A 25,209-nucleotide genomic window follows, 5' to 3' on the forward strand; every position below is an offset into this window, starting at 1 on the left:
GGGATCCGCCATGGACTGGTACCTGAACCGCGCGCTCACCACCATGCGCAACGAGGTCAACGCCGCCTACCCCCGCCGGGACAAGACCTCCGACGGCACCATCGGCGACACCGCCCACCAGAACACCAACAGCGACCACAACCCCGACCGCGACGGCTCGGTCGACGCCTGGGACATGGACGTCGACCTCGGCACGCCGAACAACCCGGCCGCAGTCGAGCACATCAAGGCCCGATTCCAGGAGCACCCGGCCGCCGAGTACTGGATCCACAACGACCAGATCGCCATCCGCGGCGAGGGCTGGCGGCGCCGCTCCTACGCCTACGCCGGCCCGGGCCGCAACCGGCACAACCACCACGTGCACTTCAACACCCGACCGCAGCACGAGGGCTCCACCCAGCCGTGGGGCATCACCGGAGAGGACGACGACATGCAGCTGTCCGACGTGATCTACAAGGACACCACCGGTAAGGACCGCACCGTCAAGCAGGTCCTGGGCACCCTGGACGTCATCGTGCGCCGCGACGAGCAGGCGTGCGCCAACGCGTTCAAGCAGGTCCTCGCCGCCGTGGCCGCCGACGACACCCCAGTCACCATCCCACCGGAGCACCTGCCGGCCCTGGCCGCGCAGCTCGCCGCCGCGATGCCCACGGCCGCGACCATCGCGGACGCGGTCAACGACGACGCCGCCGCGCGCCTGACCTCGTGACCACATGGATCTACCCGCGGTCGAAGGTGATCCGCGTCGTGGACGCCGACACCATCGAGGTGGACGCCAACCAGGGACTGCGCAACAAGCGCGGCATCGAGGTCCGCCTGGCAGAGGTGGACGCACCCGAACGGAACACCGCCGCTGGGAAGACCGCGAAAGCGTTCGTCGAGGCGCTGCTGCCGTCGGGGACGGAGGTGACGGTGGTATCCCACGAGATCTACTCGTTCACCCGGGTCATCGGCGAAGTCCGCCTGGCTGACGGCCAGTCCCTGGGCGATGTCCTGATCCGGCACGGCCACGCCGTCCGCTACGACGGGGGGCCGCGGGGATGACCGACCCGCTCGGCCCCGTCACGATCACGCCGCGGGACATCTACGACCAGCTCGTCCAGCTCCGCTCCGCCGTCGAGCGGCTGATCGACGCCGAGGCCGACACCGGCAAGAAGCTGGACGACCACGAGGCCCGCATCCGCGGCCTGGAACGGGGCAGGTGGCCGCTGCCGTCGCTGGCCCTGCTGGTGTCGATCCTGGCGCTGGTCCTGCCCGTCGTGCTGCTGATCAAGAAGTGAGGACCCCGATGCAGAAGCCCACCCTCGGCCGGATCGTGCACTACCGCGGCAAGCAGGGCTATCAGGCGGCGCGGGCGGCGATCGTCACCGCCACCGAGGAAACCCTCGACCCCCGCGGCGTCGAAGCCGGACACGTCCCGGCCCTGACCGACGACACCCACGTGCACCTGTGGGTGTACAGCCCCGGCGACTCCGGCGGCTTCGCCGAGTACAACGTCGCGCCCGGCCGCCCGGACGACCCGCTCACGCAGGCGACCGCCGCGAACATCCCGCCCGGCACCTGGTGCTGGCCGCCCCGAATCTGAGGAGAGCACGTGAAGAAGTACGCCAAGTCGCTGGCTCAGGTCGCCGCCGCCGCGCTGGCCGCCCTCGTGGCGGTCCTCGCCGACAACCAGGTCAGCGTCGGCGAATGGATCAACGTGGCGATCGCGGTCACGACCGCCGCCGCGGTGTTCACCGCCCCGAACATCCCCCAGCACAAGACCATCAAGTCGGTCCTGGCCGTCCTCGGCGCGATGCTGACCCTGGCGGTGTCGCTGATCACCGACGGGCTCACCACCGCTGAGGTGATCCAGCTCGCCCTGGCCGGCCTCGGCGCGCTCGGGGTGTACGCGTTCCCGAACGCCGGGGATACGCTCGCTCGCGCCGCCCGGCCGCAGCCGGCGATGCGCCTCTGACCGGTCGGGCGCCGTCGACCCCCGCGATGGTGCCCGACCTCCCCCGCGAAGGAGCCCCCCGCTTCGGCCTCACGGCCGGGCGGGGGGCTCCTTCGTCGTGTCCGGCTACGGGATGCGCCAGGACACCGACCTCAGCTCCCGGCCGGGAAGGCTCGGCCGGTACACCACCATCACCGGCCGCCTCGCTGACTTCGGAAGCTCCACCGGCACCCAGCCTCGCACGCATTGACCCGGGCGCAGCTTCCGGCCGTCGAACGGGTACTCGGGGCGCAGCACGCCGGTCCCGCCAGCCTCGGCCTCGGTGTCATCGGCGAACGACAGCAGCCACGGCCCTTGGGACACGGTCCGGTCCTCGGCGACGCGGTTGCACGCCTTGGCGTCGATCACGCCGTGCTGTGTCGCCCCGGCGGCCGGGAGGGCTTTGTAGGCGTAGGCGGTGACGGTGATGTCGTCGGCGTCCACGCTGGCGCCGAGGGCGTGCACAGTGTCGGCGGTTGGGGTGGGTGCTGGCGCCTGGCTGGCCTCGGCGCGCGGGGTGGTCGGCGCTGGGGCAGACGCCGTCGTGCACCCGGCGAGGAGTAGGGCGGGCGCGGCGAGTAGGGCGGTACGCATAGCGGCTCCCGTGGCTGAGGGGTGTGTCCGCTCAACGATGGGAGGCGTGCGCAAGGCGTCAGCCGGGCGGCCGTAGCCCGCGCCCACAACGGCGGCACCCCACCGCCGGGAGGCTGGTGGGGTGCCGGTCGCGCGCGCGGGGTCAGTCCCAGTCGTAGTCGTCTCGCTCGCGGCGTCCGATGCGGCCGGCGCGGCGTAGGAGCATGACGGCGGCGATGCCGCCGAGGGGCCAGGCCCACCAGGGCAGGTCGGCGCGGTGGTCCCAGGCGGCGATCGCGGCGCCGAACACGACCACGAGGGCGGCCAGGCGGAGTAGGCCGGGGCCGAGGACGGCCAGGATCGGATGGCGCATGCCGACGCTGAACCCGGCGGCATCCCGGGCGGTCCGAAAGAAACTCACGGCTCACTCCTTGTGGTCGTTGCGTGTAGTGCACGCGTGTAGTGCACGGCTTCTCCAGCGTGTAGTGCACGCCTCGCGCGCGCGTAGGGCCTGGGGCTGAGCCCCGAATCCACGCTTCTACACGGTCGTGCACTACACGCCGCGGCTAGTCACTGGCGGTGATGGCGGTGCGGGGGTTGAGCAGGTAGTGCCCGCGGCCGTCGCCGCGGCGGAGCAGGTCGTCGGCCGGGTCGTCAGCCCAGGCTCCGAGCCACTTCGACAGCCATGAGGCTTTCATGCCGGTGGCGGACAGGACGTCCTCTGCGATGTCGCCGGGGCGCACGTCGGCGCTGTGGGCGGCGAGCTGCCGCAGGTGATCGCGGAGGTGGGCGCGGGCCTGGTGGTCATCCATCCGCGGCTGGAGCGCGAGCTGCATTCCGCAGTCGTCGTCGCTGATGGTGTAGCCGTCCAGGTCGTGGATGTCGGCGAGGTCGTCGGGGACGGTGTGCTGCTCCAGCTCGGAGTCCTCCTCGTCCTCGTCGTCGAGGTCTTCGAGGGCTTCACGCAGCAGGTCGCTGGCGTCACCGTCGAGGTCCTCCAGGCTGGCGTCCTCGCCGACGGCCGCGAGTAGGCCGCCGTCGTCTTCGTCGTCGTCGTGGAGGTCCTCGTCGTCCAGGTCTAGGCCGTCGTCCCCGTCGGGGTCGTCGTGGGTGTGAGTCTGCATCGTGCTGGCGGGCAGGGGTGTGGGGGTGGTCTGGCCGGCGCGGAGGGCGATGAGGTGTTCGGCCCAGCGGACGAGCAGGTCAGGGGCGCGGTCGTAGGTGCGGCCGGGCTCGGTCTGGAGCTGCTTGTCGATGCCGACGCCGGCCAGGTAGCAGGCGCCGGGCTTCTCGGCGCCCCAAACGTGCGGGCCGCCTTCGCCGAGGGCGTCGACGACGTCTTCGGGTAGGGCGTAGGTGGCGTCGTCGGCGTCTTCCACGCCGTAGCACAGGTAGAGGTTGAGGTTGGCGCGCATGGAGGTGGGGAGCCGGTCGAACGTGGCGCGCTGCAGGCCCAGGGCCAGGCCGACGCCGAGGCTGCGCAGGGTCTCGGACAGGTCCACGGCGACCCGCTCCACGTCCTTAGCCACGGCGGCGAACTCGTCGATGACGACCCACCGGTAGGGCACCGGGGCGCCGGGCGCCCACTGCTCGTAGCCGGCCTCGCCGAGCAGCTTGGCCCGGCCTGGCATCTCGGCCTCCAGCTCGCGCAGCAGCGCCTTCACGCCCGCCTTGCTGTCGGCGGTCCGGGCGGCGCCCTTGGCGACCCAGGCGGGCTCCTGGTCGAACTTGCGGGGGTTGAGGTACCAGTACTCGACCTCGGCCGGGGCGCCGCGGGACATGAGGGTGACCAGCATCTTGCGGATGCCCTCGCTCTTGCCGGCCCCGGACATGCCGGTGATCAGCAGCAGCGCCGCGTTGCGGCCCTCGGCGGCGTCGCCGGGCAGGTGGAAGGCCAACGGTCGGCCGGACTGGCGGCGGCCGATGACGATCGGGTCCATGATCGTGCCGAACCCGTAGGTGCCGGTGCCCGTGGACACGATGCCCGGCCACGGCGGCGGCGTGGCGAGGTGGTCGACCGGGGACATCCGCAGCGTGCCCACGCGGGTCGACGTCCCCGGCTTGCCCGGAATGATCTGCGCAGACCCGGGCGGCAGGTCGTGCACGGACTCCAGCGTGGCCGCGACTCCGTTCTTCTGGAGGTCGGCGATGGACGCGCCGGGCTCGGCGACGATGTCGGCCACGATCGTGCCGTTCTCCTCGTGGGGGGCTTTGATGTCGCGGACGTCGGCCAGGGCGCGGGCGAGCCGGTCGCTCATGCCGCTCTTGCCGCCTTCCTCGGCCGCCGGGCGGGTGCGGGAGGCGAACAGGACGTTCGCCGCCGCCGCGGCGGTGAACGCGGCCATGCCGTAGGCGGCGAACGGCCGCCACGTCAGGTCAGGCAGTATCCCCAGAACCCACGACCAGCCCCCAGCCACCGCGGCGCCGCCGACGGCGAGCTGGTGGACGGTCTTGCCGTGGGCGGAGGTGGCCAGGTGCTTGGTGGCCCGGTGCACCACGTAGGTGATCCCGCCGTACATCGTCAGGGTCAGCGGGGACCACGCCCACGCGTACGCCTGGTCGGCGGCCAGGACGAACCGCACGGGCAGCGCGGACACCCCCATCCCGGCCGCGACGGCCCAGGGGGCCACGATCGGGACCGGGGCGAAGTGCCCGGGGCGGGTGGAGCGCATCGTGGTCATGGTCAGTCTCCGAACTTCAGCTCACGGCGCCCGGACCGCTTCTTACGGCGGCCGGCGGCCTGCAACTCCGGGGCGTACTGGGTTTCGAACCGGCGGCACGCCAGCTTCAGGTAGCGGGCGGCGGCGAACATCAGCACCGACGCCAACGCGATCGGACGCACGATCTGCCCGGCCCGCTTCCGGGAGGCCCGCTGGTCGTGGATCCGCAGCATCGCCCCCAACGTGCCGGCGGCCATGGCCAGCTCACGGGCGTGGTAGGCCAACGCCTTGGCGTAGGTGCGGAAGTAGGCGCGCAGCTCCTTGTCGGTGACCACGTCGTCGATCGTCATCAGGCGGTTCGTCATGGCGTTCTCCCTAGAATCCGAGGTCTTCGCGCAGCAGCAGGTACAGGGCGTAGATCAAATCCGGGTCGCCGGTGGTGAACCGGATGGCATGGGGGCGCCGTCGGCGCCGCCACCAGGTGGGCCGCCGCCACGGGTCGTTGTGGCCGGGGGCGTCCACGGCCAGTAGCCCGGGCAGCCACCACCGGGCCGGCCGCAACGCCACCGAGGTGACATCCCGGACCGGGAAGGTGACCTGCGTCGGGGGCTTGGGTAGCCGCGGCGGCTTCAGGCCGACCGCGCGGGCGCCGCGGGTGGCCTTGGCCTGGGCGCGGGCGTGACGCCACGCGTGCACTACACGCACCCACCAGCGTGGCTCCACGCGAATCCACGCCCCGTCATAGGACAGGTGCCGGTCCAGGCCGGTCACCACGATCGGGTCGACGGCGCTCATGCCGCCCACGCCCCCACCCCGGACACGACCAGGACCACGAGGACGGCCGGCCAGTTCCCGGTGCTCAGGGCGAGCCCGGCCGCGCCGAGGACGGTGACGCCACCCGCCACCGCGGCGGCCGCGCGCGGGCTGACCGACGGCGCAGCGCGCCGGGGCGGGGGCGGCCAGTACGCGGCCACGTCGGCGGCCGCCCGGGTGGCGAGGACCTTGCCGGTGGCGGACGCCAGGCCCCCCGGGAGCCGGTCCACGACGACCCTCGCCACTTCGCGGTCGCCACTCCACTGCGCCACCTGGCGGCGGACGGTGGCGGGGTCGCCGGTGGCGCGGTAGCGGGTGACGTAGGTGGCGGGGAGGTTCATCGGTCACTCCTGTCGGTGGCGGAAGAGGTGGCGGACTGGCGCAGGCCCGCCAGGTCCCGGGACACGGACCGCTCCGCCACTTCGGTGCCGAATGCCTCGCTGAGCTGCGCGGCGATGGTGGCGGCGGAGGCGTCGGGGTCGTTCCGCCACAGCTCCGCCACTGCCTGCCGGCGGCGGCTGGCGGGGACCTTCCCGCCACTGGCGGAAGTGGCGGACGCCGGAGAAGTGGCGGACGGCTTCGCCACTTCGGCGGGCGGGCTCGCCACAACGGTGTGGCGGACGAGCGTCTTGGTGGCGGACCCGTTCGCCACCTTCGCCACTACGCGGGTGGCGGGCTCCGCCACTGGCAGGGTCAGAAGTGGCGTGGCGGGAAGTGGCGTGGCGGACGCTGGCGGGCTCGCCACCTTGCGGGTGGCGGACGGCGAAGTGGCGGGCCGTGGCGTGGCGGGCTTCGCCACTTCACGGGTGGCGGACGGCTCGACGGCCGGCTTCGCCACCGGAGGCGGAGTGGCGGACGCTGGCGCCAACTTCGGGGCCGGCCGCGTTGGCGCGACCGTCGCCGGCAGCAACTCGTCTTGGCGCGCCACGTCTGCCGCCGGTTCGTCGGCCATGTGCGCCAGGGCCGACCCCATCCCCAGCACCAGGACCGGCAGGCACGCCACGATCGTCGTGATCCACCACGGCGCCGACCCGGCCTGGACCGGCACGAGGAGGTGGTAGGCGATCTGCCCTGCCGCCCCCAGCAGCAGGGAGGCGACAGCGGAGGTGCGGGCGAAGCGGCGGGCCTTGGCGCTGCCGTGCCCGGACAGCCACACCCACAGCGCGTACGCGGCGTACGTCTCGACGCCGATCGGGAGGGTGATGGCGGTGTCGACGGTCCAGCCGCCACCGATGCCGGGCAGGAGGTTGACCTTCCCGAAGCCGGTCATCTTCCCGAGGCCGACCCAGCCGGCCCACACGGCGACGAACGCGGGCAGGCACAGCACGAGCAGCGGCCACCTGGGCAGGCTGCGTGCGGTGCTGGTCATGAGGTGCTCCTGTCGTTGTGCGGGGTGGCACGGGTGGCGCGGGTGGGGGTCAGCTACTGGGCGAAGGGTCGGGCTGCCGGCCGGCGTGGACGCACGCGGCGACGAACACCCGGTCGCCCTCGGCGAGCAGGGCGGCGTAGCCCTCGCGGCTCTCGCCGGGAAGCCGCTCCGGGGACAGCGCGTCCCGGACTGCGGCGCGGGCCTGGTCGCACCGTTCGGTGGTGGCCTGCTCGCCGCGGGTCTTGAGGGCGGTCCCGGCGTCGGTGCCGTGCTTGCTCATGGTGGCGAGGTAGTCGGTGTAGGCCTTGGGGCTGGCTCCGCATCCGGCGAGGGCGACGAGGGCGGCGAGGGCGATGGCGGCGGTGGTCTTGTGCATGGCGGGCTCCTTGGCGGTCGTGTGGTGCGGTGGGCCTGGGCGCCCCGCGGGGGATGTCGGGGCGCCCAGGCAGATCAGGGGGCGGGCGGGGCGTGCTCGGTGGCGCGCCAGCGCCGCCAGTTGCGGACGTGGACGGCGCCGTAGCCGGCCACCGAGGCCAGGAACCCCCACTGGGAGGTGGCGACCGCGTAGGCCAGCCAGAGGGCTTGGGAGGCGATCCCGATGGCCCAGCCGGCTCGCCGGCCGCTACCGGCCAGCCACAGGCCGGTGATCCCGACCGCGGCGAGGATCCACGACCACGCCTGGTGGGCCATCGCTCAGACCCCCGCCGTCACGGCCGGCGCCACGATGGGCAGCGGGATGACGTTGAGCAGGGTCACGTCCTTGCCCTTGGCGAGCAGGTCGGGGATGTCGGTCCAGTCCCCGTCGATCGGGGCGCTGCGGTTGATCTCGGCGTTGCCGTAGCCGGCGCCGCCGTTGATGGTGTAGGTGACCAGGTAGCGGTACTCCCGCCGCTCGGCCAGCTCGTCCAGGTCGTCGGCCAGGACGGTGTCGGGGATGAGGCGGCGCAGGATCAGGGCGGCGCGGGCGGGGTCGCCGTCGGCCTGGTCGATGGCCTCAACCCCGAGGGTGTACTGGCGGGCCATGGACGGCAGGCCGTCGGCGGTGGCGACGGGGATCATGCCGGCCCAGCGGGCGCGCAGCTCGGTGATGGTCTCGGTGCTCACGGTCTCTCCTCGGCGCTGTTCGGTCCGCTCCCTGGCGGCTCCGCGTGCGTCCGGGTGATGGGCCGGACGCCACGGGGCCGTCAGGGGCTAGTCGCGCAGCTCGTGGGCGGGGTCGGTGCAGTGGTCCAGGTCCCGGAAGTGGGCGTGGAGAGTCAGGTACGCCTCGCGGAGGTTCGCGCAGGCGGTGCGCCGGTAGCGGGCGGCGTCGGCGAGGTGGCTCTTGGCCTTCTCGGGCTCGAAGCCGGCCTTCGACTCGGCGGCATTGGCGTGCTGGCGGTAGGTGCTCCATGCCTCGATCTGGTCGAGGGCGATGGTGCCGACGGCGTTCTGGCTGATCTCGGCGGTGGGCTCGTTGACGGTCTCGCTCATCTCGGGTGGTCCTTCCGTCGGTGCGGTCAGTGGGCGGTGGTCAGGGGCGGAACGGGTGCTCGGTGCCGTCGGGCTCGACCACCAGGCCGTCGATCTCGGACAGGTTGGAGGTGGCGTCGGCGAGCAGGTCGCGGAGTTCGCCGTCGCGGACGGCCCGCTCGTAGTCGGCGCGGCGGTAGGTGAAGGTGTCGCTGGCGACGACGACGACGCGGACGTTGATGTGGTCGGGGCTGGGGTTGGTGGTGGGTGACTTCACGGCGATCCAGGTCGTCACGTCCACGTCGGCGGGCTCCGGGGCCGTGGCGGGGGTCGCCTGGGCGATCAGCCGGCAGTTTCCGCCCTTCGCGCCCTTGGCGCCCATGACCAACCCTCGTCCCGACGGGGTCGACGCGAGGCACTCGACGTTCTTCGGCCCGACCTTGACGGCGACAGCGCGGCGGAACCGGTCGCAGGAGTGGACGGCGACGATGTCGCCGACGGCGATCGGAGCGTCCGCGGGGAGCGCAGCGAACTGATCCGGGGTGAGGGTGTCGATGTTCGCGCGGGCGACGTCGGCGTACTGCTCGTAGGCGCTTGCTGCGGTGATGTTGGGGTGCATCGCTGTCTCCTCGGTCGGTGCGGTCAGGTCAGGCGGCGTTGGCGTGGCCGGTGTACACGGCGATGTCCAGCAGTCCGTCCTCCTCGTCGGCGCTGTAGTGCCAACTGCCGTCACCCATCTGCCTGAAGCCACCGGCCGGCATGCCGGCCGCGGAGGCGATGGCGTCGACGGCGGCGATCCGCTGGGCGCGGTCCAGGTTCTGGCCGATCTGGATGCGGATGTAGCCAGAGGCGATCTGCCCGGGCTGCCCGGCGTGGGCGTCGAGGGCGTCGGCGATGCGGCGGAAGGTGTTGGCGGTGGTCTGGCAGGAGTCGGTGGCGCTGGTGGTGGCGGTCGGCATCGCTCGGTCCTCCTCGCTCGGTGCGGTCAGTGGGCGGCGGTCAGCGGCCGGTGCGCCACTCGGTGCCGCGCCACTCGGTGCCGTTGGTGCGCCACTCGGTGCCGGTGGCGGTGGTGTTGGCGTGCATGTGGGTCTCCCTCAGTCGATGCGGGTGCCTTGCGGTGCCCCACCACTCTGTCATAAGAGTCGTGACTGGCGCAACTGTCGTAACTAAGGAAGGATGTGCCTGGCACCACTGGCGCAATTGACGCGCGTGGGATCATCGACGGATGCGAGAGGACGAAGCGGTGGAGTGGATCAGTGGCGCCCAGGCGGCGGCGATCCTCGGCGTCTCCGCGCGCACCGTGCTGCGCACGCTTCAGAGCGCCGCGGCCGGAGAGAGCACGCAGTGGGGCGAGCGCGGTGTCGGCTGGAGGCACAAGCCGCTGAGCACCCGTGGCGCCTTCCAGGTAAGCCGCCAGGTCGCCGAGCGCATCGCCGCCGAGTCCTAGTCACGCATCGACGGTCACCCCTCATGACCTGCCGGCGCCAGACCCCCGCTGTCGGCAGACGTCTGCCGACAGGAGCGAACACGTGACCCCCTTCGCTGCCCGCCTCGCCGCCCTACGGTCATCCCGTGACCTCACCCTCGACGCACTCGGCAGCCGCGCCAACCTGTCCCGCTCCTACGTCTCCGAGCTGGAGCACGGCAAGAAGAAGCCCAGCGCCAAAGCCGCCCGCCTGCTCGACGCCGCACTCGACGCCGACGGCGCCCTCGCCGCACTCGCCGACGCCCCACCCGTCCGCGCACCGGGGCTCCTCGTGGTGACCACCGACCCGCGAGCGCCGCTGTCCCTGGACGACATCGCCGCCGTCCACGGGGCGATCGGGCAGCTCGTGGCCACCGACACCGCGCACGGGTCGACCGGGCTCGCCGAGCGGGCCGCCGCCGCGTTCCGGGACGTCGAGAGCCGCCTGGCGACCGCTGGCGCCGACCCGCACGCCGGCCGGGACGCCGCCGCCGCGGTCGCCGAGCTGGGCGAGGTCGCCGCGTGGGTGTCCTACGACGCCGACGAGCAAGGACTGTCCCGGCAGCTCGCCACCGACGCGCTCCTCGTCGCCCAAGCCGCCGGGGACGCCGACATGCAGCGGTTCCTCGCCTCGCACCTCTCGATGCAGTCGGCGTACGTGGGCCGCGGGGCGGAGGCGCTGGCGATCGCCGATCGGGCGCTGGCCGAACAGCCGGCCTCGCCGCGGGTCCGCGCGATGTTCATGGTCCGGCGCGCCCGCGCGCTCGCCGTCCTTGGCGACATGGCCGGGGCGCTGGCCGAGATCGCGCACGCCCGCGCGCTGCTGGCCGACGGGCTCAAGGCATCCGACCCGTCGTGGACGTGGTGGCTGCACGAGGCCGAGCTGGCCGTACACGAGGCCCGGGTGCGGGCGGCCGGCGGTGACATGGCCGGCGCCGTGGACCTGTCCGCCCAGTCCGTGGCCGCGCTGCCCTCGCGGCAGGGACGCGACGGGGTGCTGTACCGGGCGTGGCTACTCCACGACCTGGTGGCCGCCGGCTCGTGGGCCGAGGTCGACGGGCTGGCGCGCGAGCTGATCGTCCGCGGCGGCGCGGCCAAGACGGCCCGGGTCCGCGCGATCATCGCTCAGGCCCAGGCGCGCGCCCGCGCGGCCCGCGCTCCAGCGGCCGTGCTGGACGCCCTCGACGGCATCCTCGCCACGTAGGTAAGCCTCACCGTCGCGACAGATGCGCGCCCGCTCCCTCTAGCCGGTGACCCCTGCTGTCGCCTACCGGACAGTCCGGTGTGGCCGGCGGGGGACGCCGAGTTGACTCGACCATTCCCCTCGTGAAAGGCCCCTCATGCTCAGCGTCTGTGCCCTGCTCGCCGTCCTCTTCCTCGCCAGCAACCGACGCCGCACGACCCATCGGATCTTCGCCGAGGCGCGCGCGCAGGGGAGGGCCGAGGGCCACGCCGAGGGCTTCGCGGAGGGGTACGTGGCCGGCATGTCGCGCCGCTACGTCAGTTGATCTCCCCTACTGCGCCCCTACGACTACCGGCCCCGGTCGTCTGACCAGGGCCGGAACCGGCGGAGGGTGTGGGATTCGAACCCACGAAGAGGTTGCCCCCTTACCGGTTTTCAAGACCTACCAGGAACCGCCGTTTACCTGCGACGGACCATCGCCGGTCATAGTAGCCGACACGCATCCGACATCTAGTCACCTGAGGGCTCAGCCGGGCATCGGTGGTGCCAGGGCTCCGTCACGGCGATGATCTGGCATCTGCGCGTGGATGAGGGCTGCGGTGACCGGCGGTTTGGTTACGCCGGTATCAATGCGCAAACATGGAGAAAGTATCTCAGGGGTGTCATCCCATGCCTTAAGTCGCGCGGCAACTGAAACGCTATCGCGCAGCTTCAATCGCCTAATTGCCTCTACCCGCGCGCACCACAGATGGACGACCACGCATCGTTTTGGTCCAACATGACGAACCACCGCCTCTATTCCTTCTGGTTGACCCATGTGCAGAATCGGAATGTTTCCTTTGGTGAGCATCATATCGAGCATGGGTCGATCGATTGCATAAAGGGCGGCATATCGCCGATTTTCCCAAACGATCTCTTTTGCCGCTCGCAAAGCCTCAATTGCGGCCTCGGAACTCATCCGATAACCTGCCGTCTTGCCTGGCCCGACTTTTAGGCGCGGAAACAGCGAGTATCTAGGTGAGATCCGTTTCAGTGCGTCCGTCACCGTATCTTTTCCTGCGGCTGGCGCCCCATAGAGTACTAGTGCTGGCATTACAGCGCACCGTCAAGAACGTTTGATAACAAATTTTTGGCTTGAGTTTGAAGGGGTACCCCCGAAGAACAGTTGTCGATTACGTCATGCCTGATCGCCGGGCGGAAGTCGGTATCAATCGAGGCCAAGTAGCCGGGCCAATCGGCGAGCTTTGCCGCGTCGCGAGCCGCCCCCCGATGCCGGATGTACGTATGCATGGTGTCGGGATCACAGTGCATCCACACAAAGTGCGTACTCGCATTGTGCGTGGAGAAAGTCGCCTGAGTACGAGCGAGCCACGCCGTGTCGCCGAATTCGCGCAGAAACGGCGCAGTTACGATTGCACTGTTTCCGCAGGAGACATTTTCGAGGGTCGCTGCTGCCAGCGCTTCATACTCGCGCGGACGGATCACGGATAGATAAGCCTCTGACTCGCGGTCATTGGGCGAAAGCCCTAATACCTCAAGTGCCGCTTCAACTACTGGTCTGGTAAGCGTGTCTTTGTCGAGAATGGGCCATCCGGTCTCACGAGCCAGAATTCGTCCAAGCTCAGTTTTGCCGCTACCCGCGAAGCCACCCACCATAATCACCAAAGGGTTTCGTAAACGAACCTTTTCCTGAGCGGCTGTATGGTTCGAATTCACAATACGCTTTGAGCGTGACTTTGTAACGACCAAACCCTCGGCAATCAGAAGCTTCATCGCCTCCGAGATAGTGAAAACGCTTACGCCCCACTGTTCCGCTAATTCACGCGTGGACGGAAGGACGTCGCCGTCCCGCAGGGTGCCCGCTTCGATGTGGTTGCGCAAGGTTCGCGCCACTTGGCGGTGTAGTGAGTCCGACCGGGTCAATCCCGACCTCTCCGGCGTCACAGTCGCTCCTCGCCTAGCTGCGGTGTCAACGCCTCAGTATACCAGGCACATATCAGATGTTAGGTCCAGTGTCTAGGTCTGACCAGTACAACCAAGGTCTACTTCCTAACAGTTGTGCTGACTGCCAAACAGTTGTTAGGTTCCTCGTGTCGCCGGTTGACGAGCGACGGAGCGGCCCCGGCTGTGACGTCCGCTACGAGCCGTCGCACGCAGGTTCGTTGAGAACTCCACAGAGGCAGCGTTGACCGGGCTGCACCACGAACGGTCAGGCGTCCTACCCGATCCGCTGGGAAGCGGCACGCGGGCGATGCCAGCACCAAACGAGAAGACGAAGACGCTGACCTGCCCGGATGTGTCCTGGCGGGTTGGTGGCCTGCACCCCCTGAGGGGTGTGGGTGCGGCGCCCTGGCCGGTGTTAGCGCACCGGCCGGGCTGCCGCCTCCCCCTCTGGCACTGACGCCCTGGGGGGCTTGGCTGCGGGTCGACGTTGACGCGTCGGCCCGCCCTGTATTGCTCACCGAAAGGACAAACGATGAACACAAATCAGAGTACGGGCCGGCGCCGGTTGGCGCTGGTGGCACCGCTGGACCCGGTGCCGGTGGAGGGGCCGACGACGGCGGAGTTGGAGGAGATTGAGGCGGAGTGGCCGTTGATCGCGGCCGAGCTGGAAGTGGTCGACGCGGAGTGCGCGATGGCCCGCACCGGCTCGCCGTCGGAGCTGGATCACCGCAGGCTGCGGCGGGCGCGGGATCGGGTGCTGCGGGAAGCCGCCGCCCTGTCCACCGGCCGCCGGGTTGTCACCTCGTGGGCCGCGTGATGGCCGCCGCCAAGGTTCGCACGGTGGTGCCGGCGGTGGAGCTGCGTCCGGGTGATGAGGTGCGTACCCCGTCGCTGCGGTGGGAGAAGGTCGCCACGGCGACGCGGGCGGGTCGGCACGTGCGGGTCGTCACCGACGGCACCGGCCCGGACTATCCGTGGTTGTGGGTCTGCGGCCACCGCCTTACCGTTCGCCGCCGGATGACCGCCGTCCCCCCGGCGGTGGCGGCGTGACCGCTGTACTCGCCGCCGCGGTCGCTGCGGGGCTGTCGGCGGTGGTGACGCATCGGGTTGATGTGTGGTGGTGGCGCGGTGCCGCCGCCCGGACCGCCCGCCGCCTGGCTGTACGCGGCCGGGAGGTGGTGTGAGCGTGGTGGGCCGGTTTGTGGATGTGTCGATGACCGGCACCCCGGCCGAGGTCGCCGCCATGCTGCACCGTCACCAGGCCGGCGGGGATCTGGTCCTGGTGAACCCGCCCCGCCCGGTGGCCGATGGCCGTATCGCGGTCACGGTTCGCACGGTGCCCGCCCCTGGCGCCGCCCTGGCCGTGCCCGCGGCCTCCCCGCCGGTTCCGCTCGGGCTGGTGGTGGTGCGGCGGTACTGGCGCCCGGTGCTGGCCGGCGGGTCTGCGCTGGCGGTGGTCGGCGCGGCTGGCTGGGCGGTGTGGCTGGTGGTGGGGTTCGTGGCCGTGTGGTGGCCGCTGCTGCTGGCCGGCGTCGCGGTGGTGTGGCTGGGGTGGGCGGTCGCTGGTCGTGGTGGCCGGCACTGTCCCGGCTGCTGACCAGCCCCGCCCATCCTCTCTCCTCCTTCTTTCTCTCCCCTTTTTTGCTCCTGATTGGAGTTGTTTGGCATGGCTAGTGCTGTGAACCCGTTTGCGGAGGTCCCCGCCGCCCGGGTGGCTGATGGCCTGGTGGAGGCCGCTGCCGCGCTGCGGACGGTGGACGACGGGCATCGGATGTGGGCGGCGCTGTATGTGCGCCCGGGACTGCTTCTCTCGCAAGACGAGGCTGCCGCGGTCGCGGCGGTGGACGCTGTCGCTGCCGCCCTGGGCGTGCCCGCGATGACCGGGAAGGAACACGGGCAGTGGCGGCACGCCGCGGTGCGCGAGTGGGACGGTTTCAGTACCGACGTCAAAACCACAGTCACCCCGCCGCGGGTGTGCGCCTGCGGTGCCACCTGCCACCACGCCGCCCCACCGGTGGTGCCGGTGGTGGGTGGATGACCGCCCCTGCGGTGGTCCGCAGCGCGTATCCGCCGCCGGTGGACCGGCTGTTGCCTGAGGCCCGGAAGCTGGCTGAGGAGATGTCGGGTGTGCCGTCGCGGAACCGGCTGATGCGCGAATTCCGTATCGGGGCCTCGAAAGCCGACGCCCTACGCGCCGCCCTCACCCAGCCCGGGGACGTACCGGAACGCGGCCCCGACATCGACACCTTGGAGCCGGACCGGATCCCGGATCCGGGGACGCGACCTGATGACCCGGACCCGGACCCGATGGTGACCGAAACGGATGCGGTCACGCACGACGTGGCGGCGCAGGTCGACCCGGACCGGCAGGACGCCGAGGACACCGCGGACCCGGATCCGGTCCGGGACCGCGACGCCGGCACGGTGAAACGCCGCCGGGTCCGGTGGCCACGGCGCCGCCGATCTAGGCCGGCGGTATCTGGGCTGGTCACCGGGGTCGGACACCCGGGCACGGCAGCCCGTGATGTCGGGGACATCGGGCACCTGAAACGGGTCCGCTGGGGCGTCCGCCTGGTCCTTGCCCTGGGGGTGGCTGCGTCGATTGCGGGCAACGTTTTGCACGCCCGGGACAACATCGTCAGTCAGGTCATCTCCGCCTGGTCACCCCTGGCCCTGCTCCTCACGGTGGAGCTGATTTCCCGGGTCCCGGTCCACCGGGCGGGTCTGGCGGTGGGCCGGTGGGCGGCAACCACACTCATCGCCGGCATCGCGGCGTGGGTGTCGTACTGGCACATGACGGCCGTGGCGGTCCGCTACGGCGAAACCAGCGGATCGGCCCACCTGTTGCCCCTGTCGGTAGACGGCCTGATCGTTGTCGCGTCGATCTGTCTGGTGGAGCTGGGCGGACGCATCACCACCCACATTCGCACTCCCCTGGTGAAGGAGATCCCCTGATGTTGCGCGGAAAGATTCTCGGCTACCTGATCACCGCCGCTGTGCTGTTCGTGGTCCTGAAAAACCCCACCGGCGCCGCCGACAACATCCGCAATCTCGCTGAGGCGGTCGGTCGGTTCCTGTCCGCCCTCATCAAGTAACCCGCTCGACCTGCTGTTTCTGCTGTTCACCACCTGATGTTGAGGGAGATTTGTATGTGTAGGAGTAAGTCCAGTGGCGGCCGTCGCTGCCCCGGCCGCAACAGCACCACCGCCGCGGCTGCGTCGGCGTCCGGGGCCGCCCCCACCGCGGCGCCGGACCTCCCCCCGGCCGCAGCGCAGGATCCGGGCGCCTACTACGCCCACCGCGCCGACGCCTGGCGCGCCACCGCCGACGACCCGACCGCGCATCCGGTCGACCGGGACCGTGCCCGCGCCGAGGTCAGGCAGTGGGACACGCTGGCCGGTCAGGCCCGCGCGCAGGCCACCCCCGCCGTGTCCAGTGAGGCAGTCGACGCCACCCCGGGCGAGGTGAGGTCGGGTCCGGTCGCGTTCGGGCCGAACGCGACGGTCGTGGGTCGGGTGGTGACCCCGCAGGGCACGTTCCGAGGCGACCAGATGCCCGCCGACGTCGCCGCCCGGGTCCAAGGCGCTATGGACATGCTGGACCGGATGGGCGTCACCAACGGCAACCGGCCGACCAGCAACCCCGACGCCGGTGCCGACCGCCGGCCGACGGTGACCATCGGGACCAACCGCGGGCAGGTCGCCGCCCACGCGGAGGGGACGTTCACCTTCGGCGGCCCGGGTGGGTTCACGTTCACCGGCACCACCACCTCGCCGGATGCGCCCACCGGTGACGGGGAGCGGGTTGAGACTCCGAACGTCACGATCGACCGCAATTTCGGGCAGGTCCACGAGCGGGTGGAGGGCACGTTCCACTTCGGCGGCGGCCCCCGCTGATGGGTTCCCCGACGTCACCCCGTACTAGACGCACTGTACATGTGCTGACCTGCACGTTCTGAAACGCCGAGGCGCGGCCCACTGGGCTGGACACCTCCGGCCGCGCCCCGGCCTCCCCCTTGCCACCTTTCGATGACAGGAGTGTCTCCATGTTCGCAGATCCTCACGCCGAGATGGGCGCCGTGGCCGCGGTTTTCGCCGCCCTGTACGCCGCCCACCACGTCGGGGACTACTGGGTTCAGACCGACCACCAGGCGTGCACCAAAGCCGCCCCGGGATGGTCGGGCCGGTGGGCGTGCGCCAAACACGTGGCCACCTACACCCTCACCGGCTGTCTGGCGCTGCTGTTCCTGGCCGCAGCCACCGGCTGGCGCCCCGACCCCGACATGGCAGGCACCGGTCTGGCCGTGTCGGCGGTCACCCACTACCTGGCCGACCGGCGCCAAATTCTCGCCTGGCTGGCGCAGCAGAGCGGCGCGGTCCGCTTCTACCTGCTGGGCGCACCCCGCCCCGACCGCGACGACAAGCCCTGTCTGGGCACCGGCGCCCACGCCCTAGACCAGTCCTGGCACATCGGCTGGCTGTTCATCGCCGCCCTGTTCATCGCCGGCTAACCCGCCCCGCGGCACCCGCCGCCCGGGTCCGGCCGCCCTGCCGGTCCCGGCGGCGCGGGCCGCCTTGTCCGCATCTGAGCGTCCCGGAATCACTCACCCCCGTCAGGAGACCCGATTGTCCGACCAGCCATGCGGGGTCTGCCCCGTCCTACAGGCCCGCATCAACCATTTGACCGGCGTGAACGCCCACCTCAACCGCACTTTGACCCACCTGCGGCGGCTGTTCGCCGCGGTGGTCGCCGGGGTGCGGGCGACGGCGGTGTTCATCGACCGGGAGATCGAACAGCCCACCATGCCGCGCCGAGAGCTGATCCGCGCGGTGGTTCAGCGGCTCGGCCATGTCCTCGACGTTGCGGAGGGACGCACCCGATGACCACCAACAATCCTGACGGCAGCCCACGTTTGACCCTCATCCCCGGCGGCGCCGACGGTGACGCTGAGGCGGTGCCGGTCGACGCCGCCGGCCAGCCGGTCGACGCCGACTCGTCCCCGCCGCCGGCCGTGCTGGCGGACGGCGCCCGGCCGCCGGTGATTCCGACGTGGCTGCGCTCGGCTGCTGACCGCCGGCACACCGTGGCCCGCGCTGCTGACCTGGCCGGTTACACGGTGGCTTTCCATGCGGTCCGGTCCCCGAAATACCTGGCCAAAACCCTCTACTACGCCCCGAAAGGCGCCCTGGCCACGGTGGGCAGGCTGCTGCACTGGGCCAGCGCCGAACGCGGCAACTTCGAGTTGCGGCAGCACGCGGCCACCAGCGGGGACGCGTTCACCTGGCAGGCGCTAAACCGTACCCGGTCCAAAGAGTCCCGCGGCCGGTGGTGGACCCTGGGCCTGGGCGCGTTCGCGCTGCTCATCACCGTGATGACCGTCGGGTTATCCGAGGTGGTGCCCTCGTGGGCGTGGTGGGCTGGCGCCGCCGCCCTCGTCCCCCTCGCCGCCCGCGCCGGACGGCCGGCGGATGTGCCGATCACCGATCGGGTGTCGGCGGGGAAGCGGTTCACGAAGCTGACCGGGGAGATGGTCCGCGACGCGCTGGTGTCGCTGAACCTGTCCGGGCTCAAAGAGCCCGGTGCGGTGGAGTTCGTCCAGCCCGGCATCCACCGCGACGGACCCGGCTGGCTGGCCCGGGTCAACCTCCCCGCCGGCCTCGAAGCCGTCAAAGTCCTCGAACGGCGCGGATCCTTGTCCTCGGCGCTACGGCTGCCAGTCGACCAGGTATGGCCGGCGGTCGGGCCGCAGCACGCCGGACAACTGGACCTGTGGGTCGGCTACCAACCGGCCTCCAAGATGGGCGCCCCGCCCTGGCCGCTACTGGCCGCCCGCCGCATCTCCGTATTCGACCCGATCGAACCCGGCTTCGACGCCCGGATGCGGGCGGTCACCGCCCTGTTCATGGAAACCAACTGGCTGATCGGCGGTCAGCCCGGATCCGGGAAAACCTACGGCGCCCGGTCCCTGGCCCTGATCGCCGCCATGGACCCGTGCGTGGAGTTGAAGATTGCGGCGTTCAAACCATCCGGCGACTTCGCCGACCTGGCGCCGCTGTGCTCGACGTACGTGTGCGGGATCGATGATGCGGCGTTCGAGGCCGGCGCCGACATCATCGCCTGGGCCGAGGCCGAGGTGATGCGCCGCGGCCGGCGCATCGCCGCAGCCCGGGAACGGGGACACGCCCCCGACGGCAAAGTCACCCGCGAGCTTGCGGAGCGGCCGGGGTCGGGGCTGCACCCGGTGGTCATCATCCTGGACGAAGTCCACGAACTACTGGCCCAAGCCAAGGCCATCGGGGAACGCCTGGCCCGGGTGATCCGCCTGGCCCGCGCATTCGGGATCACGTTCGTCCTGGCCACGCAGGTCGCCGACGCCAACTCCGTCCCCTCGGTGATCACCCGGTGTGTGTCGGTGCGGTGGTGCATGAGCGTCCGCGATCACACCGCTAACGACATGATCCTGGGCACCGGCGCCTACAAATCCGGCCTGACCGCCACCGCGTTCCGTCCCCGCATCGATGCCGGGTGGGGGGTCCTGACCGGGGCAGATGTCACCGGCCACGCCCGCGCCTGGTACCCGACACCCGAACAGGTCGCCAAAGTGATCGCCAAAGCCGCCGCGCTACGCGGTCGGGTGGTGGGGACACCCATCGAGGAAAAGACCGACGCCCGCGACGTGCTGACCGACGTACGCGCGGTGTTCGCCTCCGGCGAGGCCGGCCTGCCGTGGAAGACCATCGCCGAACGGCTCGCCGACCTGCTACCCGACCCCTACGGCGGCACCACCGGCGACATGGTCCGCGAATCCCTGGCCCGGTTCGGCGTCACCTCGCAAGACGTGAAGGTCGCCGGATCCAACCTCAAAGGCGCCCGACGCACCGCCATCGACGCCGCGATCGCCCAACGCGACACCGACAACGACGCCGACGCCGTCGGCGACGGTGCTGCGGGGCGCAGCACGGCCTAGAACGCGGTCGCGGGGCCGGTCGCACCCCCGAGCCCGGTCGCGGATCCGCGACCGGGCGGTGCGACCGGCCCCACCAGCCCAAACACCCACCGGTCGCGGGACTGCGACCGGCCTCCACCCTGCCCGAAACCCTCCCAGGAGGCCCAACCTATGACCTCGACCCTGCTTGCGACCTTGACCCTGCTCGCCGTGGCCGGCGGCTACGGCCTCGTGTGCTGGCTGTGGCCGTTCGGCACCTGCTCCGCCTGCTCCGGCGCCGGGGCGCGTCCCCACCTGATCACCCGGAACCTGCGCATCTGCCGCCGCTGCCGCGGCGCCGGAAAGCGGCTGCGGACCGGCCGGGCGATGTGGAACTACGGCCGCCGCATCCACCACGACGCCACCACCAGCCGGGACGCCCGGTGATCGCCCCGTCAACCTGCCCGCCCTTCTCTGACGCGAGGGAGTAGCCCTATGACCGCCACCATCACCGGTGATCGGCTCTATGACCTGCGCGCCGCCGTGCGCGCGGAATGTGGACGCACCATCCACGCCGCTCTGGCCGTGGCCGGATACGAGTACACCGACGCCGACCTGTGCCCCATGAGCGTCGAGTACGCCGAAGAGACCCTGGCCCTGCACGCCCGGGACTTGGCCCACACCGTCGATGCCCTCCCGATCGCGGCCCGGCCTGACGGTTGGGACACCCCGACCGGGGACACGCACCGGCCGGACACGCTGAGCCTGGCGGTGCGGGCGGTGGTCCGGGCCGCCCTCGACGCCGCCGCCCACGACTTCACCGCCAGCCGGATCGACACCCCACGCGGTGAGGCCGCCCGCCAGCACCTGGCCCTGGCCGCCCGCCTCCTGGCCCAAGTGGTCGACGGCCTGCCGCCAGGCTGCCAGCCGTTGGGCTGGGGCGACACCGGGGACGCGGCGTGGTGGCGGCACGGCCGAACCCTGGGCCGGGCATGAGCGCCCCCACCCGGCCGGTCGGCCGCCTGGATCCTCGGCTGCGCCGCGGGCTGGCCGTCACCGTCGCCGACCTGGTGGCGGTGTTCCTGACCCACCATCACCGTGACCGGCCGGCGTGCGCGGTGTGTGGGCACGTCTACACCACCGCCGCCCGCTGGTGTCCCTCCGAAACCCTGGCCCGGCAACTCCTGGCCTGCCGCCGCCACGAACGGCCCGCCGCCGTCGCCCCGATCATCGACGTGCTGACTGCCCGGGACACCCGCGCGCTACCCGACCCGGCGGCGACCGCGCCGGCCGCCGCCGGAACAGGGGAGCTGTTCCCGGTCGCCGACGCGTGACGGGTCACGACCGGGCGCAGGGGGACCCCGTGAACGCGCTCTCGGTGTTCGCCGGCATCGGCGGTCTCGACCTGGGTTTGGAGCGGGCCGGGATGACGGTGGTCGGTCAGGTCGAGATGGACCCGTTCTGCCGGTCGGTCCTTTCTCGGCATTGGCCGGATGTCCCCCGTCACGACGACGTACGCACCGCCCCCGCCTGGTGGGCGAGTCAGGAGAGGCCGGATGTCGATGTTGTCTGCGGAGGCTTCCCCTGCCAGCCGTTCAGCAACGCCGGGAACCGCCAGGGCGTCGGCGATGCCCGGTGGGGATGGCCGTGGATGGCCGACGTCGTTCGCGTGGTTCGACCCCGATACGTGCTCGTGGAGAACGTCGCAGCCCTGCTTACCGCTGGCGGGGCTTTCGGAACCGTGCTCGCCGACCTGGCCGCGCTCGGGTTCGATGCGCAGTGGTCAGTGCTTTCCGCGTGCGCTGTGGGTGCCCCACACACACGGGAACGGCTGTTCGTTGTGGCCTACCCCCACCGCGAGCATGGGCCGGTCGGGCTGGCCGATCCGCGCCAACCCCCAACGCGGCACCGGCCGCAGGATGCGCCCGGACACCACCGCCCGGGTGCGTGGCCTGATCCGCTCCACCGGCCGATGGAGACCGAGCGCACCCACGGTCGAGTACCTGATGGGCTTCCCGACCGGCTGGAGTGCGCCCGCGTCCGCGCACTCGGTAACGCCGTCGTCCCCCAGGTCGCCGAGCACGTTGGCCGCCTGATCACCGCACACGCCCTGACCTGCCCTTAGCTGCTCGCCGCGCGCGGCGACTCTCGGAAGGAGTGACCTCATGTCCCATCTGCTTGATGCCGCCCTGGCCGCCGCCGCGCGCGGCTGGCACGTCTTCCCCCTACGACCACACGACAAGCGGCCCGCGTTCCCCGACCACACCGCCGCCACCTGCCGCCGCACCGACCCGAGGTGCGTCGGCGGGCATCAGGGGTGGGAGCAGCGGGCCACCACCGACCCCGACCGGATCCGGCGGGCGTGGTCGGCGCGGCCGTACAACGTCGGGATTGCCTGCGGCCCCTCCGGGCTGCTGGTGGTCGACCTCGACCAGCCCAAGGCGGGGAAGCCGAGGCCGGCGGTGTGGACCGACCGCGGCGCCACGTGCGGGGCGGACGTGTTCGCGCTGATCTGCGCCGACGCCGGACACCCCGTCCCCGACCACACCCGCACCGTGTACACCACCGGTGGGGGGACACACCTGTACTTCCACCAACCCCCCGGCGTCGGGCTGCGCAACACCAACTCCGACAACGGCGGCGGCCTGGGATGGCTGATCGACACCCGCGGACACGGCGGCTACGTCGTCGCCCCCGGCTGCGTCGTGGACGGTAAGCCCTACACCCTGGCCCGCGACGGCGACCCCGGCGACCTACCCGACTGGCTGGTAGCCCGGCTACGGCCGGCGCCGCTGCCGCCACCCGGACCGGTCCGCGTCCAACTGGCCGCGGGTGGGGACCGCAAGGGCAGATATGTTGCCGCCGCGGTGCGGCGGCAGCTCACCCACCTTGCCGGCGCTGCCCAAGGGCAGCGCAACACCGCCCTCTACGTCTCGGCGGTGGCGTTCGGCCAGTTGGTCGCCGGTGGCGCCCTGGCCGAGCACGACGCCCGGGTGCTCCTGGAAGACGCTGCCGGTCAGCTCAGGCTGAGCCAGGCCGAGAGCGTCCGCACGATCGCGTCCGGGATGCGGGCCGGCGCCAAGCGTCCCCGGCAGGTGGCCGCATGAGTGAGCGTCTGGCGATTGGTTCCGGCCCCGAATCGATTCGCGTGTTGAAGAAGGCCCTGGTGGACGGGATCCTGCCCGACACCTACGTATCCGCCGGTGCCCTGGTGCATATGGAGCAGGTGTCCGGGGGCCTGGCCAGCGTGGCGGCGGATGAGGACTCGCCGCTGCCGGTGTCGGCGTCTGCGCTGTCCCCGCCCGTGCTGGCCGGGCTGTTGGCCGCGCACGCCTACGTGTACCGGCTGCGGTCCCGCAAAACCAACGACGGGGTTGAAACCTACGAGGAGGAAACCACCCCGCCCCGGGAGATCCTGTCCGCCGTGCTGGCCGCTAAGACGTGGTCCGGTGTCCCCGCCCTACGCGGCGTCATCGGCGCGCCGGTCCTGCGCCGCGACGGGACCCTGTTGCAGAAACCCGGCTACGACCCGGCCACCGGCCTCTACCTGGCCGCGAAAGTCGCCCTGCCGGAAGTACCGTCCAAGCCGACCGCCGAACAGGTGGCCGAGGCCAGGGCGTTCCTACTCAACCGGTTCCTACGGGACTTCCCGTGGTCGGCGCCTGCGGATCGGGCGAACTATCTGGCGTTGCTGGCAACGCCGATCCTGCGCCACTACACCCGATCCCTGACCCCCTTCGCCCTCATCGACGCCACCATGCCCGCGTCGGGGAAGACGATCCTGACCGGCGGCCCCGGCATGCTCTACGGCCAACGCGTCCTGCCCTGGACCTACAGCGAAGAAGAACTACGCAAATCCATCACCGCCGTCCTCGCCGAACAGGTCGGAGTCGTGGTGTTCGACAACCTGGCCGAAGGGACCACGATCGACTCCGCGATCCTCGCCCAACTCGTCACCGGCGGGGTGTGGGCCGACCGGCAGTTGGGGTCGTCGCGGACCCTCGCCGTGGTCAACGACCGGTTGTGGATGGCCACCGGGAACAACCTGCAAGTCGGTGGGGACATGGCCTCCCGCACCATCCGCGTCCACCTCGACCCCAACATGCCCCGACCCGAAGAACGCGACCAGTCCGGGTTCGGGATCCCGCACCTTGACCAGTGGATCACCGTCCCGGCCAACCAACTCACCGTGCTGTGGCACCTGCTGGTCCTGGTCCTGGACTGGACCCGCGCGGGCGGGCCGAAAGCCGCCGGGCTGTCGATGCGGCAGTTCACCCCTTGGGCGCAAGCCCTGGGCGGGTTCCTGGCCCACCACGGCATCGGCGGGTTCCTGACCAACACCGCCGACGTCCGGGCCATCGATGAAGACGAATCACGGTGGGCGACGTTCCTGACCTGCTGGCACGACCGCCACGGCAACAAGCCGTTCACCTCCGCCGAGCTGCGCCGTGACGCCGAACCTGTACGGCTGGGCAGCGACGAACACGACCCGTGGGACGGGCAGTTCATCACCACCCCCACCGGGCGCCTACCCAACCCACTACAACTCGGCCGGCTCCTCACCGGGCAAGCCGGCCGGTGGCGCGGCAACCACGTCCTACGCACCGGCCCCCACGAACGCGGCAACCGCGGCGTCTACTGGGTCGAACGCGCCGACACCCCCAACCCCGGCTGAAACAGCCCGGGGCATCTCGGCATCTCGGCAACTCGGCAAACAACCGGCCTGACCAGCTAAAACACCCTGCCGAGATCCAGTCAAGAGACAACCATCAATCTCGGCATCTCGGCAACCACCTGCCGAGAACAGAGCACTTTGCCGAGATGACCCCAACCTCTCCGAGGTGATC

The 25,209-nt window shown here is 71.2% G+C and carries 40 protein-coding genes; 25 read left to right on the forward strand and 15 right to left on the reverse strand.

The window, feature by feature from the left end; translation table 11 throughout:
• The first annotated feature begins 10 nt into the window (after positions 1 to 10).
• The 5 genes from IEY75_RS13015 to IEY75_RS13035 are packed head-to-tail and all read left to right on the forward strand — an operon-like array spanning position 11 to position 1,957.
• Positions 11 to 709 carry a hypothetical protein gene (locus tag IEY75_RS13015; protein ID WP_189114576.1) on the forward strand — a complete coding sequence of 233 codons (699 nt, stop codon included), beginning with the start codon at positions 11 to 13 and terminating at the stop codon, positions 707 to 709.
• Positions 706 to 1,044, forward strand: coding sequence for a thermonuclease family protein (locus tag IEY75_RS13020; protein WP_189114577.1), 339 nt, complete (start codon positions 706 to 708; stop codon positions 1,042 to 1,044). Before IEY75_RS13015 ends, IEY75_RS13020 begins: the two co-directional genes overlap by 4 nt.
• On the forward strand, positions 1,041 to 1,280 hold the full coding sequence (locus tag IEY75_RS13025; protein ID WP_189114578.1) for a hypothetical protein: 240 nt from the start codon (positions 1,041 to 1,043) through the stop codon (positions 1,278 to 1,280). Before IEY75_RS13020 ends, IEY75_RS13025 begins: the two co-directional genes overlap by 4 nt.
• Before the next feature lie 8 nt (positions 1,281 to 1,288).
• Positions 1,289 to 1,585, forward strand: a complete 297-nt coding sequence (locus IEY75_RS13030; RefSeq protein WP_189114579.1) for a hypothetical protein — start codon at positions 1,289 to 1,291, stop codon at positions 1,583 to 1,585.
• Between the two features lie 9 nt (positions 1,586 to 1,594).
• On the forward strand, positions 1,595 to 1,957 hold the full coding sequence (locus IEY75_RS13035; protein ID WP_189114580.1) for a hypothetical protein: 363 nt from the start codon (positions 1,595 to 1,597) through the stop codon (positions 1,955 to 1,957).
• A 105-nt stretch (positions 1,958 to 2,062) separates the two neighbouring features.
• Here the strand turns inward: IEY75_RS13035 and IEY75_RS13040 are convergent, their stop codons facing one another.
• The 13 genes from IEY75_RS13040 to IEY75_RS13100 all read right to left on the reverse strand — a co-directional run bounded on the left by IEY75_RS13040 (position 2,063) and on the right by IEY75_RS13100 (position 9,801).
• Positions 2,063 to 2,569 carry a hypothetical protein gene (locus IEY75_RS13040; RefSeq protein ID WP_189114581.1) on the reverse strand — a complete coding sequence of 169 codons (507 nt, stop codon included), beginning with the start codon at positions 2,567 to 2,569 and terminating at the stop codon, positions 2,063 to 2,065.
• Between the two features lie 142 nt (positions 2,570 to 2,711).
• The gene (locus tag IEY75_RS13045; RefSeq protein WP_189114582.1) at positions 2,712 to 2,969 is read right to left on the reverse strand and encodes a hypothetical protein; all 258 of its coding nucleotides are present in this window, start codon (positions 2,967 to 2,969) and stop codon (positions 2,712 to 2,714) included.
• A gap of 145 nt (positions 2,970 to 3,114) precedes the next feature.
• Complete coding sequence (locus IEY75_RS13050; RefSeq protein WP_189114583.1) at positions 3,115 to 5,229, reverse strand: FtsK/SpoIIIE domain-containing protein; 2,115 nt, start codon at positions 5,227 to 5,229, stop codon at positions 3,115 to 3,117.
• Positions 5,230 to 5,231: 2 nt separating this feature from the next.
• Positions 5,232 to 5,573, reverse strand: a complete 342-nt coding sequence (locus tag IEY75_RS13055; RefSeq protein ID WP_189114584.1) for a hypothetical protein — start codon at positions 5,571 to 5,573, stop codon at positions 5,232 to 5,234.
• Between the two features lie 10 nt (positions 5,574 to 5,583).
• Complete coding sequence (locus IEY75_RS13060) at positions 5,584 to 6,012, reverse strand: hypothetical protein (protein ID WP_189114585.1); 429 nt, start codon at positions 6,010 to 6,012, stop codon at positions 5,584 to 5,586.
• Positions 6,000 to 6,362 (reverse strand): hypothetical protein, encoded by a 363-nt coding sequence (locus tag IEY75_RS13065; RefSeq protein ID WP_189114586.1) that lies wholly within the window; start codon positions 6,360 to 6,362, stop codon positions 6,000 to 6,002. The genes IEY75_RS13060 and IEY75_RS13065 overlap by 13 nt, the downstream gene beginning before the upstream one ends.
• Positions 6,359 to 7,390 carry a hypothetical protein gene (locus tag IEY75_RS21480; protein ID WP_373290269.1) on the reverse strand — a complete coding sequence of 344 codons (1,032 nt, stop codon included), beginning with the start codon at positions 7,388 to 7,390 and terminating at the stop codon, positions 6,359 to 6,361. The genes IEY75_RS13065 and IEY75_RS21480 overlap by 4 nt, the downstream gene beginning before the upstream one ends.
• Before the next feature lie 49 nt (positions 7,391 to 7,439).
• The gene (locus IEY75_RS13075; RefSeq protein WP_189114587.1) at positions 7,440 to 7,766 is read right to left on the reverse strand and encodes a hypothetical protein; all 327 of its coding nucleotides are present in this window, start codon (positions 7,764 to 7,766) and stop codon (positions 7,440 to 7,442) included.
• A 74-nt stretch (positions 7,767 to 7,840) separates the two neighbouring features.
• The gene (locus tag IEY75_RS13080) at positions 7,841 to 8,080 is read right to left on the reverse strand and encodes a hypothetical protein (protein WP_189114588.1); all 240 of its coding nucleotides are present in this window, start codon (positions 8,078 to 8,080) and stop codon (positions 7,841 to 7,843) included.
• Between the two features lie 3 nt (positions 8,081 to 8,083).
• The gene (locus IEY75_RS13085; RefSeq protein ID WP_189114589.1) at positions 8,084 to 8,494 is read right to left on the reverse strand and encodes a hypothetical protein; all 411 of its coding nucleotides are present in this window, start codon (positions 8,492 to 8,494) and stop codon (positions 8,084 to 8,086) included.
• Positions 8,495 to 8,581: 87 nt separating this feature from the next.
• Positions 8,582 to 8,863, reverse strand: a complete 282-nt coding sequence (locus tag IEY75_RS13090) for a hypothetical protein (RefSeq protein ID WP_189114590.1) — start codon at positions 8,861 to 8,863, stop codon at positions 8,582 to 8,584.
• A gap of 40 nt (positions 8,864 to 8,903) precedes the next feature.
• Positions 8,904 to 9,461, reverse strand: a complete 558-nt coding sequence (locus tag IEY75_RS13095) for a hypothetical protein (protein ID WP_189114591.1) — start codon at positions 9,459 to 9,461, stop codon at positions 8,904 to 8,906.
• Between the two features lie 28 nt (positions 9,462 to 9,489).
• Positions 9,490 to 9,801, reverse strand: a complete 312-nt coding sequence (locus tag IEY75_RS13100; RefSeq protein WP_189114592.1) for a hypothetical protein — start codon at positions 9,799 to 9,801, stop codon at positions 9,490 to 9,492.
• A gap of 269 nt (positions 9,802 to 10,070) precedes the next feature.
• On the opposite strand from IEY75_RS13100, the gene IEY75_RS13105 reads away from it, so the two are divergent.
• The 3 genes from IEY75_RS13105 (at position 10,071) to IEY75_RS13115 (ending at position 11,818) form a co-directional block, all read left to right on the forward strand.
• Positions 10,071 to 10,292, forward strand: coding sequence for a hypothetical protein (locus IEY75_RS13105; RefSeq protein WP_189114593.1), 222 nt, complete (start codon positions 10,071 to 10,073; stop codon positions 10,290 to 10,292).
• A gap of 82 nt (positions 10,293 to 10,374) precedes the next feature.
• Complete coding sequence (locus IEY75_RS13110) at positions 10,375 to 11,514, forward strand: helix-turn-helix domain-containing protein (protein WP_189114594.1); 1,140 nt, start codon at positions 10,375 to 10,377, stop codon at positions 11,512 to 11,514.
• A gap of 136 nt (positions 11,515 to 11,650) precedes the next feature.
• On the forward strand, positions 11,651 to 11,818 hold the full coding sequence (locus IEY75_RS13115) for a hypothetical protein (protein ID WP_189114595.1): 168 nt from the start codon (positions 11,651 to 11,653) through the stop codon (positions 11,816 to 11,818).
• A 201-nt stretch (positions 11,819 to 12,019) separates the two neighbouring features.
• Here the strand turns inward: IEY75_RS13115 and IEY75_RS13120 are convergent, their stop codons facing one another.
• Together IEY75_RS13120 and IEY75_RS13125 are read right to left on the reverse strand one after the other, a co-directional pair.
• Positions 12,020 to 12,538 (reverse strand): kinase, encoded by a 519-nt coding sequence (locus tag IEY75_RS13120; protein ID WP_189114596.1) that lies wholly within the window; start codon positions 12,536 to 12,538, stop codon positions 12,020 to 12,022.
• Between the two features lie 47 nt (positions 12,539 to 12,585).
• The gene (locus IEY75_RS13125; RefSeq protein WP_229789645.1) at positions 12,586 to 13,437 is read right to left on the reverse strand and encodes a GntR family transcriptional regulator; all 852 of its coding nucleotides are present in this window, start codon (positions 13,435 to 13,437) and stop codon (positions 12,586 to 12,588) included.
• Positions 13,438 to 13,969: 532 nt separating this feature from the next.
• On the opposite strand from IEY75_RS13125, the gene IEY75_RS13130 reads away from it, so the two are divergent.
• The 17 genes from IEY75_RS13130 (at position 13,970) to IEY75_RS13210 (ending at position 25,037) form a co-directional block, all read left to right on the forward strand.
• Positions 13,970 to 14,254, forward strand: a complete 285-nt coding sequence (locus tag IEY75_RS13130) for a DUF6284 family protein (RefSeq protein WP_308425704.1) — start codon at positions 13,970 to 13,972, stop codon at positions 14,252 to 14,254.
• A gap of 35 nt (positions 14,255 to 14,289) precedes the next feature.
• On the forward strand, positions 14,290 to 14,487 hold the full coding sequence (locus tag IEY75_RS13135) for a hypothetical protein (protein WP_229789646.1): 198 nt from the start codon (positions 14,290 to 14,292) through the stop codon (positions 14,485 to 14,487).
• Entirely contained in the window at positions 14,484 to 14,621 is a 138-nt protein-coding gene (locus tag IEY75_RS13140; protein WP_189114598.1) for a hypothetical protein, read from the forward strand. Before IEY75_RS13135 ends, IEY75_RS13140 begins: the two co-directional genes overlap by 4 nt.
• Before the next feature lie 29 nt (positions 14,622 to 14,650).
• Positions 14,651 to 15,034 (forward strand): hypothetical protein, encoded by a 384-nt coding sequence (locus tag IEY75_RS13145; protein ID WP_189114599.1) that lies wholly within the window; start codon positions 14,651 to 14,653, stop codon positions 15,032 to 15,034.
• A gap of 69 nt (positions 15,035 to 15,103) precedes the next feature.
• Positions 15,104 to 15,475: a hypothetical protein gene (locus IEY75_RS13150; RefSeq protein WP_189114600.1), complete on the forward strand. Its 372-nt coding sequence runs from the start codon at positions 15,104 to 15,106 to the stop codon at positions 15,473 to 15,475.
• On the forward strand, positions 15,472 to 16,392 hold the full coding sequence (locus tag IEY75_RS13155; RefSeq protein ID WP_189114601.1) for a DUF2637 domain-containing protein: 921 nt from the start codon (positions 15,472 to 15,474) through the stop codon (positions 16,390 to 16,392). Before IEY75_RS13150 ends, IEY75_RS13155 begins: the two co-directional genes overlap by 4 nt.
• Positions 16,392 to 16,532: a hypothetical protein gene (locus IEY75_RS13160; protein ID WP_189114602.1), complete on the forward strand. Its 141-nt coding sequence runs from the start codon at positions 16,392 to 16,394 to the stop codon at positions 16,530 to 16,532. Before IEY75_RS13155 ends, IEY75_RS13160 begins: the two co-directional genes overlap by 1 nt.
• Positions 16,533 to 16,586: 54 nt before the next feature.
• Entirely contained in the window at positions 16,587 to 17,333 is a 747-nt protein-coding gene (locus IEY75_RS13165; protein WP_189114603.1) for a hypothetical protein, read from the forward strand.
• Between the two features lie 149 nt (positions 17,334 to 17,482).
• The gene (locus tag IEY75_RS13170) at positions 17,483 to 17,947 is read left to right on the forward strand and encodes a DUF3307 domain-containing protein (RefSeq protein WP_189114604.1); all 465 of its coding nucleotides are present in this window, start codon (positions 17,483 to 17,485) and stop codon (positions 17,945 to 17,947) included.
• Between the two features lie 178 nt (positions 17,948 to 18,125).
• Positions 18,126 to 18,320 carry a hypothetical protein gene (locus tag IEY75_RS13175; protein WP_189114605.1) on the forward strand — a complete coding sequence of 65 codons (195 nt, stop codon included), beginning with the start codon at positions 18,126 to 18,128 and terminating at the stop codon, positions 18,318 to 18,320.
• Positions 18,317 to 20,404, forward strand: coding sequence for a cell division protein FtsK (locus tag IEY75_RS13180; protein WP_189114606.1), 2,088 nt, complete (start codon positions 18,317 to 18,319; stop codon positions 20,402 to 20,404). Before IEY75_RS13175 ends, IEY75_RS13180 begins: the two co-directional genes overlap by 4 nt.
• A gap of 150 nt (positions 20,405 to 20,554) precedes the next feature.
• Positions 20,555 to 20,809: a hypothetical protein gene (locus IEY75_RS13185; RefSeq protein WP_189114607.1), complete on the forward strand. Its 255-nt coding sequence runs from the start codon at positions 20,555 to 20,557 to the stop codon at positions 20,807 to 20,809.
• Between the two features lie 48 nt (positions 20,810 to 20,857).
• Positions 20,858 to 21,358, forward strand: coding sequence for a hypothetical protein (locus tag IEY75_RS13190; RefSeq protein ID WP_189114608.1), 501 nt, complete (start codon positions 20,858 to 20,860; stop codon positions 21,356 to 21,358).
• Positions 21,355 to 21,696, forward strand: coding sequence for a hypothetical protein (locus IEY75_RS13195; protein ID WP_189114609.1), 342 nt, complete (start codon positions 21,355 to 21,357; stop codon positions 21,694 to 21,696). Before IEY75_RS13190 ends, IEY75_RS13195 begins: the two co-directional genes overlap by 4 nt.
• Positions 21,697 to 21,725: 29 nt before the next feature.
• Positions 21,726 to 22,487, forward strand: coding sequence for a DNA cytosine methyltransferase (locus IEY75_RS13200; protein ID WP_189114610.1), 762 nt, complete (start codon positions 21,726 to 21,728; stop codon positions 22,485 to 22,487).
• Between the two features lie 40 nt (positions 22,488 to 22,527).
• The gene (locus tag IEY75_RS13205; RefSeq protein ID WP_189114611.1) at positions 22,528 to 23,469 is read left to right on the forward strand and encodes a bifunctional DNA primase/polymerase; all 942 of its coding nucleotides are present in this window, start codon (positions 22,528 to 22,530) and stop codon (positions 23,467 to 23,469) included.
• Positions 23,466 to 25,037 carry a hypothetical protein gene (locus IEY75_RS13210; RefSeq protein ID WP_189114612.1) on the forward strand — a complete coding sequence of 524 codons (1,572 nt, stop codon included), beginning with the start codon at positions 23,466 to 23,468 and terminating at the stop codon, positions 25,035 to 25,037. Before IEY75_RS13205 ends, IEY75_RS13210 begins: the two co-directional genes overlap by 4 nt.
• Positions 25,038 to 25,209 lie beyond the last annotated feature (172 nt).

It is taken from the genome of Pilimelia terevasa (genome assembly GCF_014647915.1).
GTDB classification, from domain to species: domain Bacteria; phylum Actinomycetota; class Actinomycetes; order Mycobacteriales; family Micromonosporaceae; genus Pilimelia; species Pilimelia terevasa.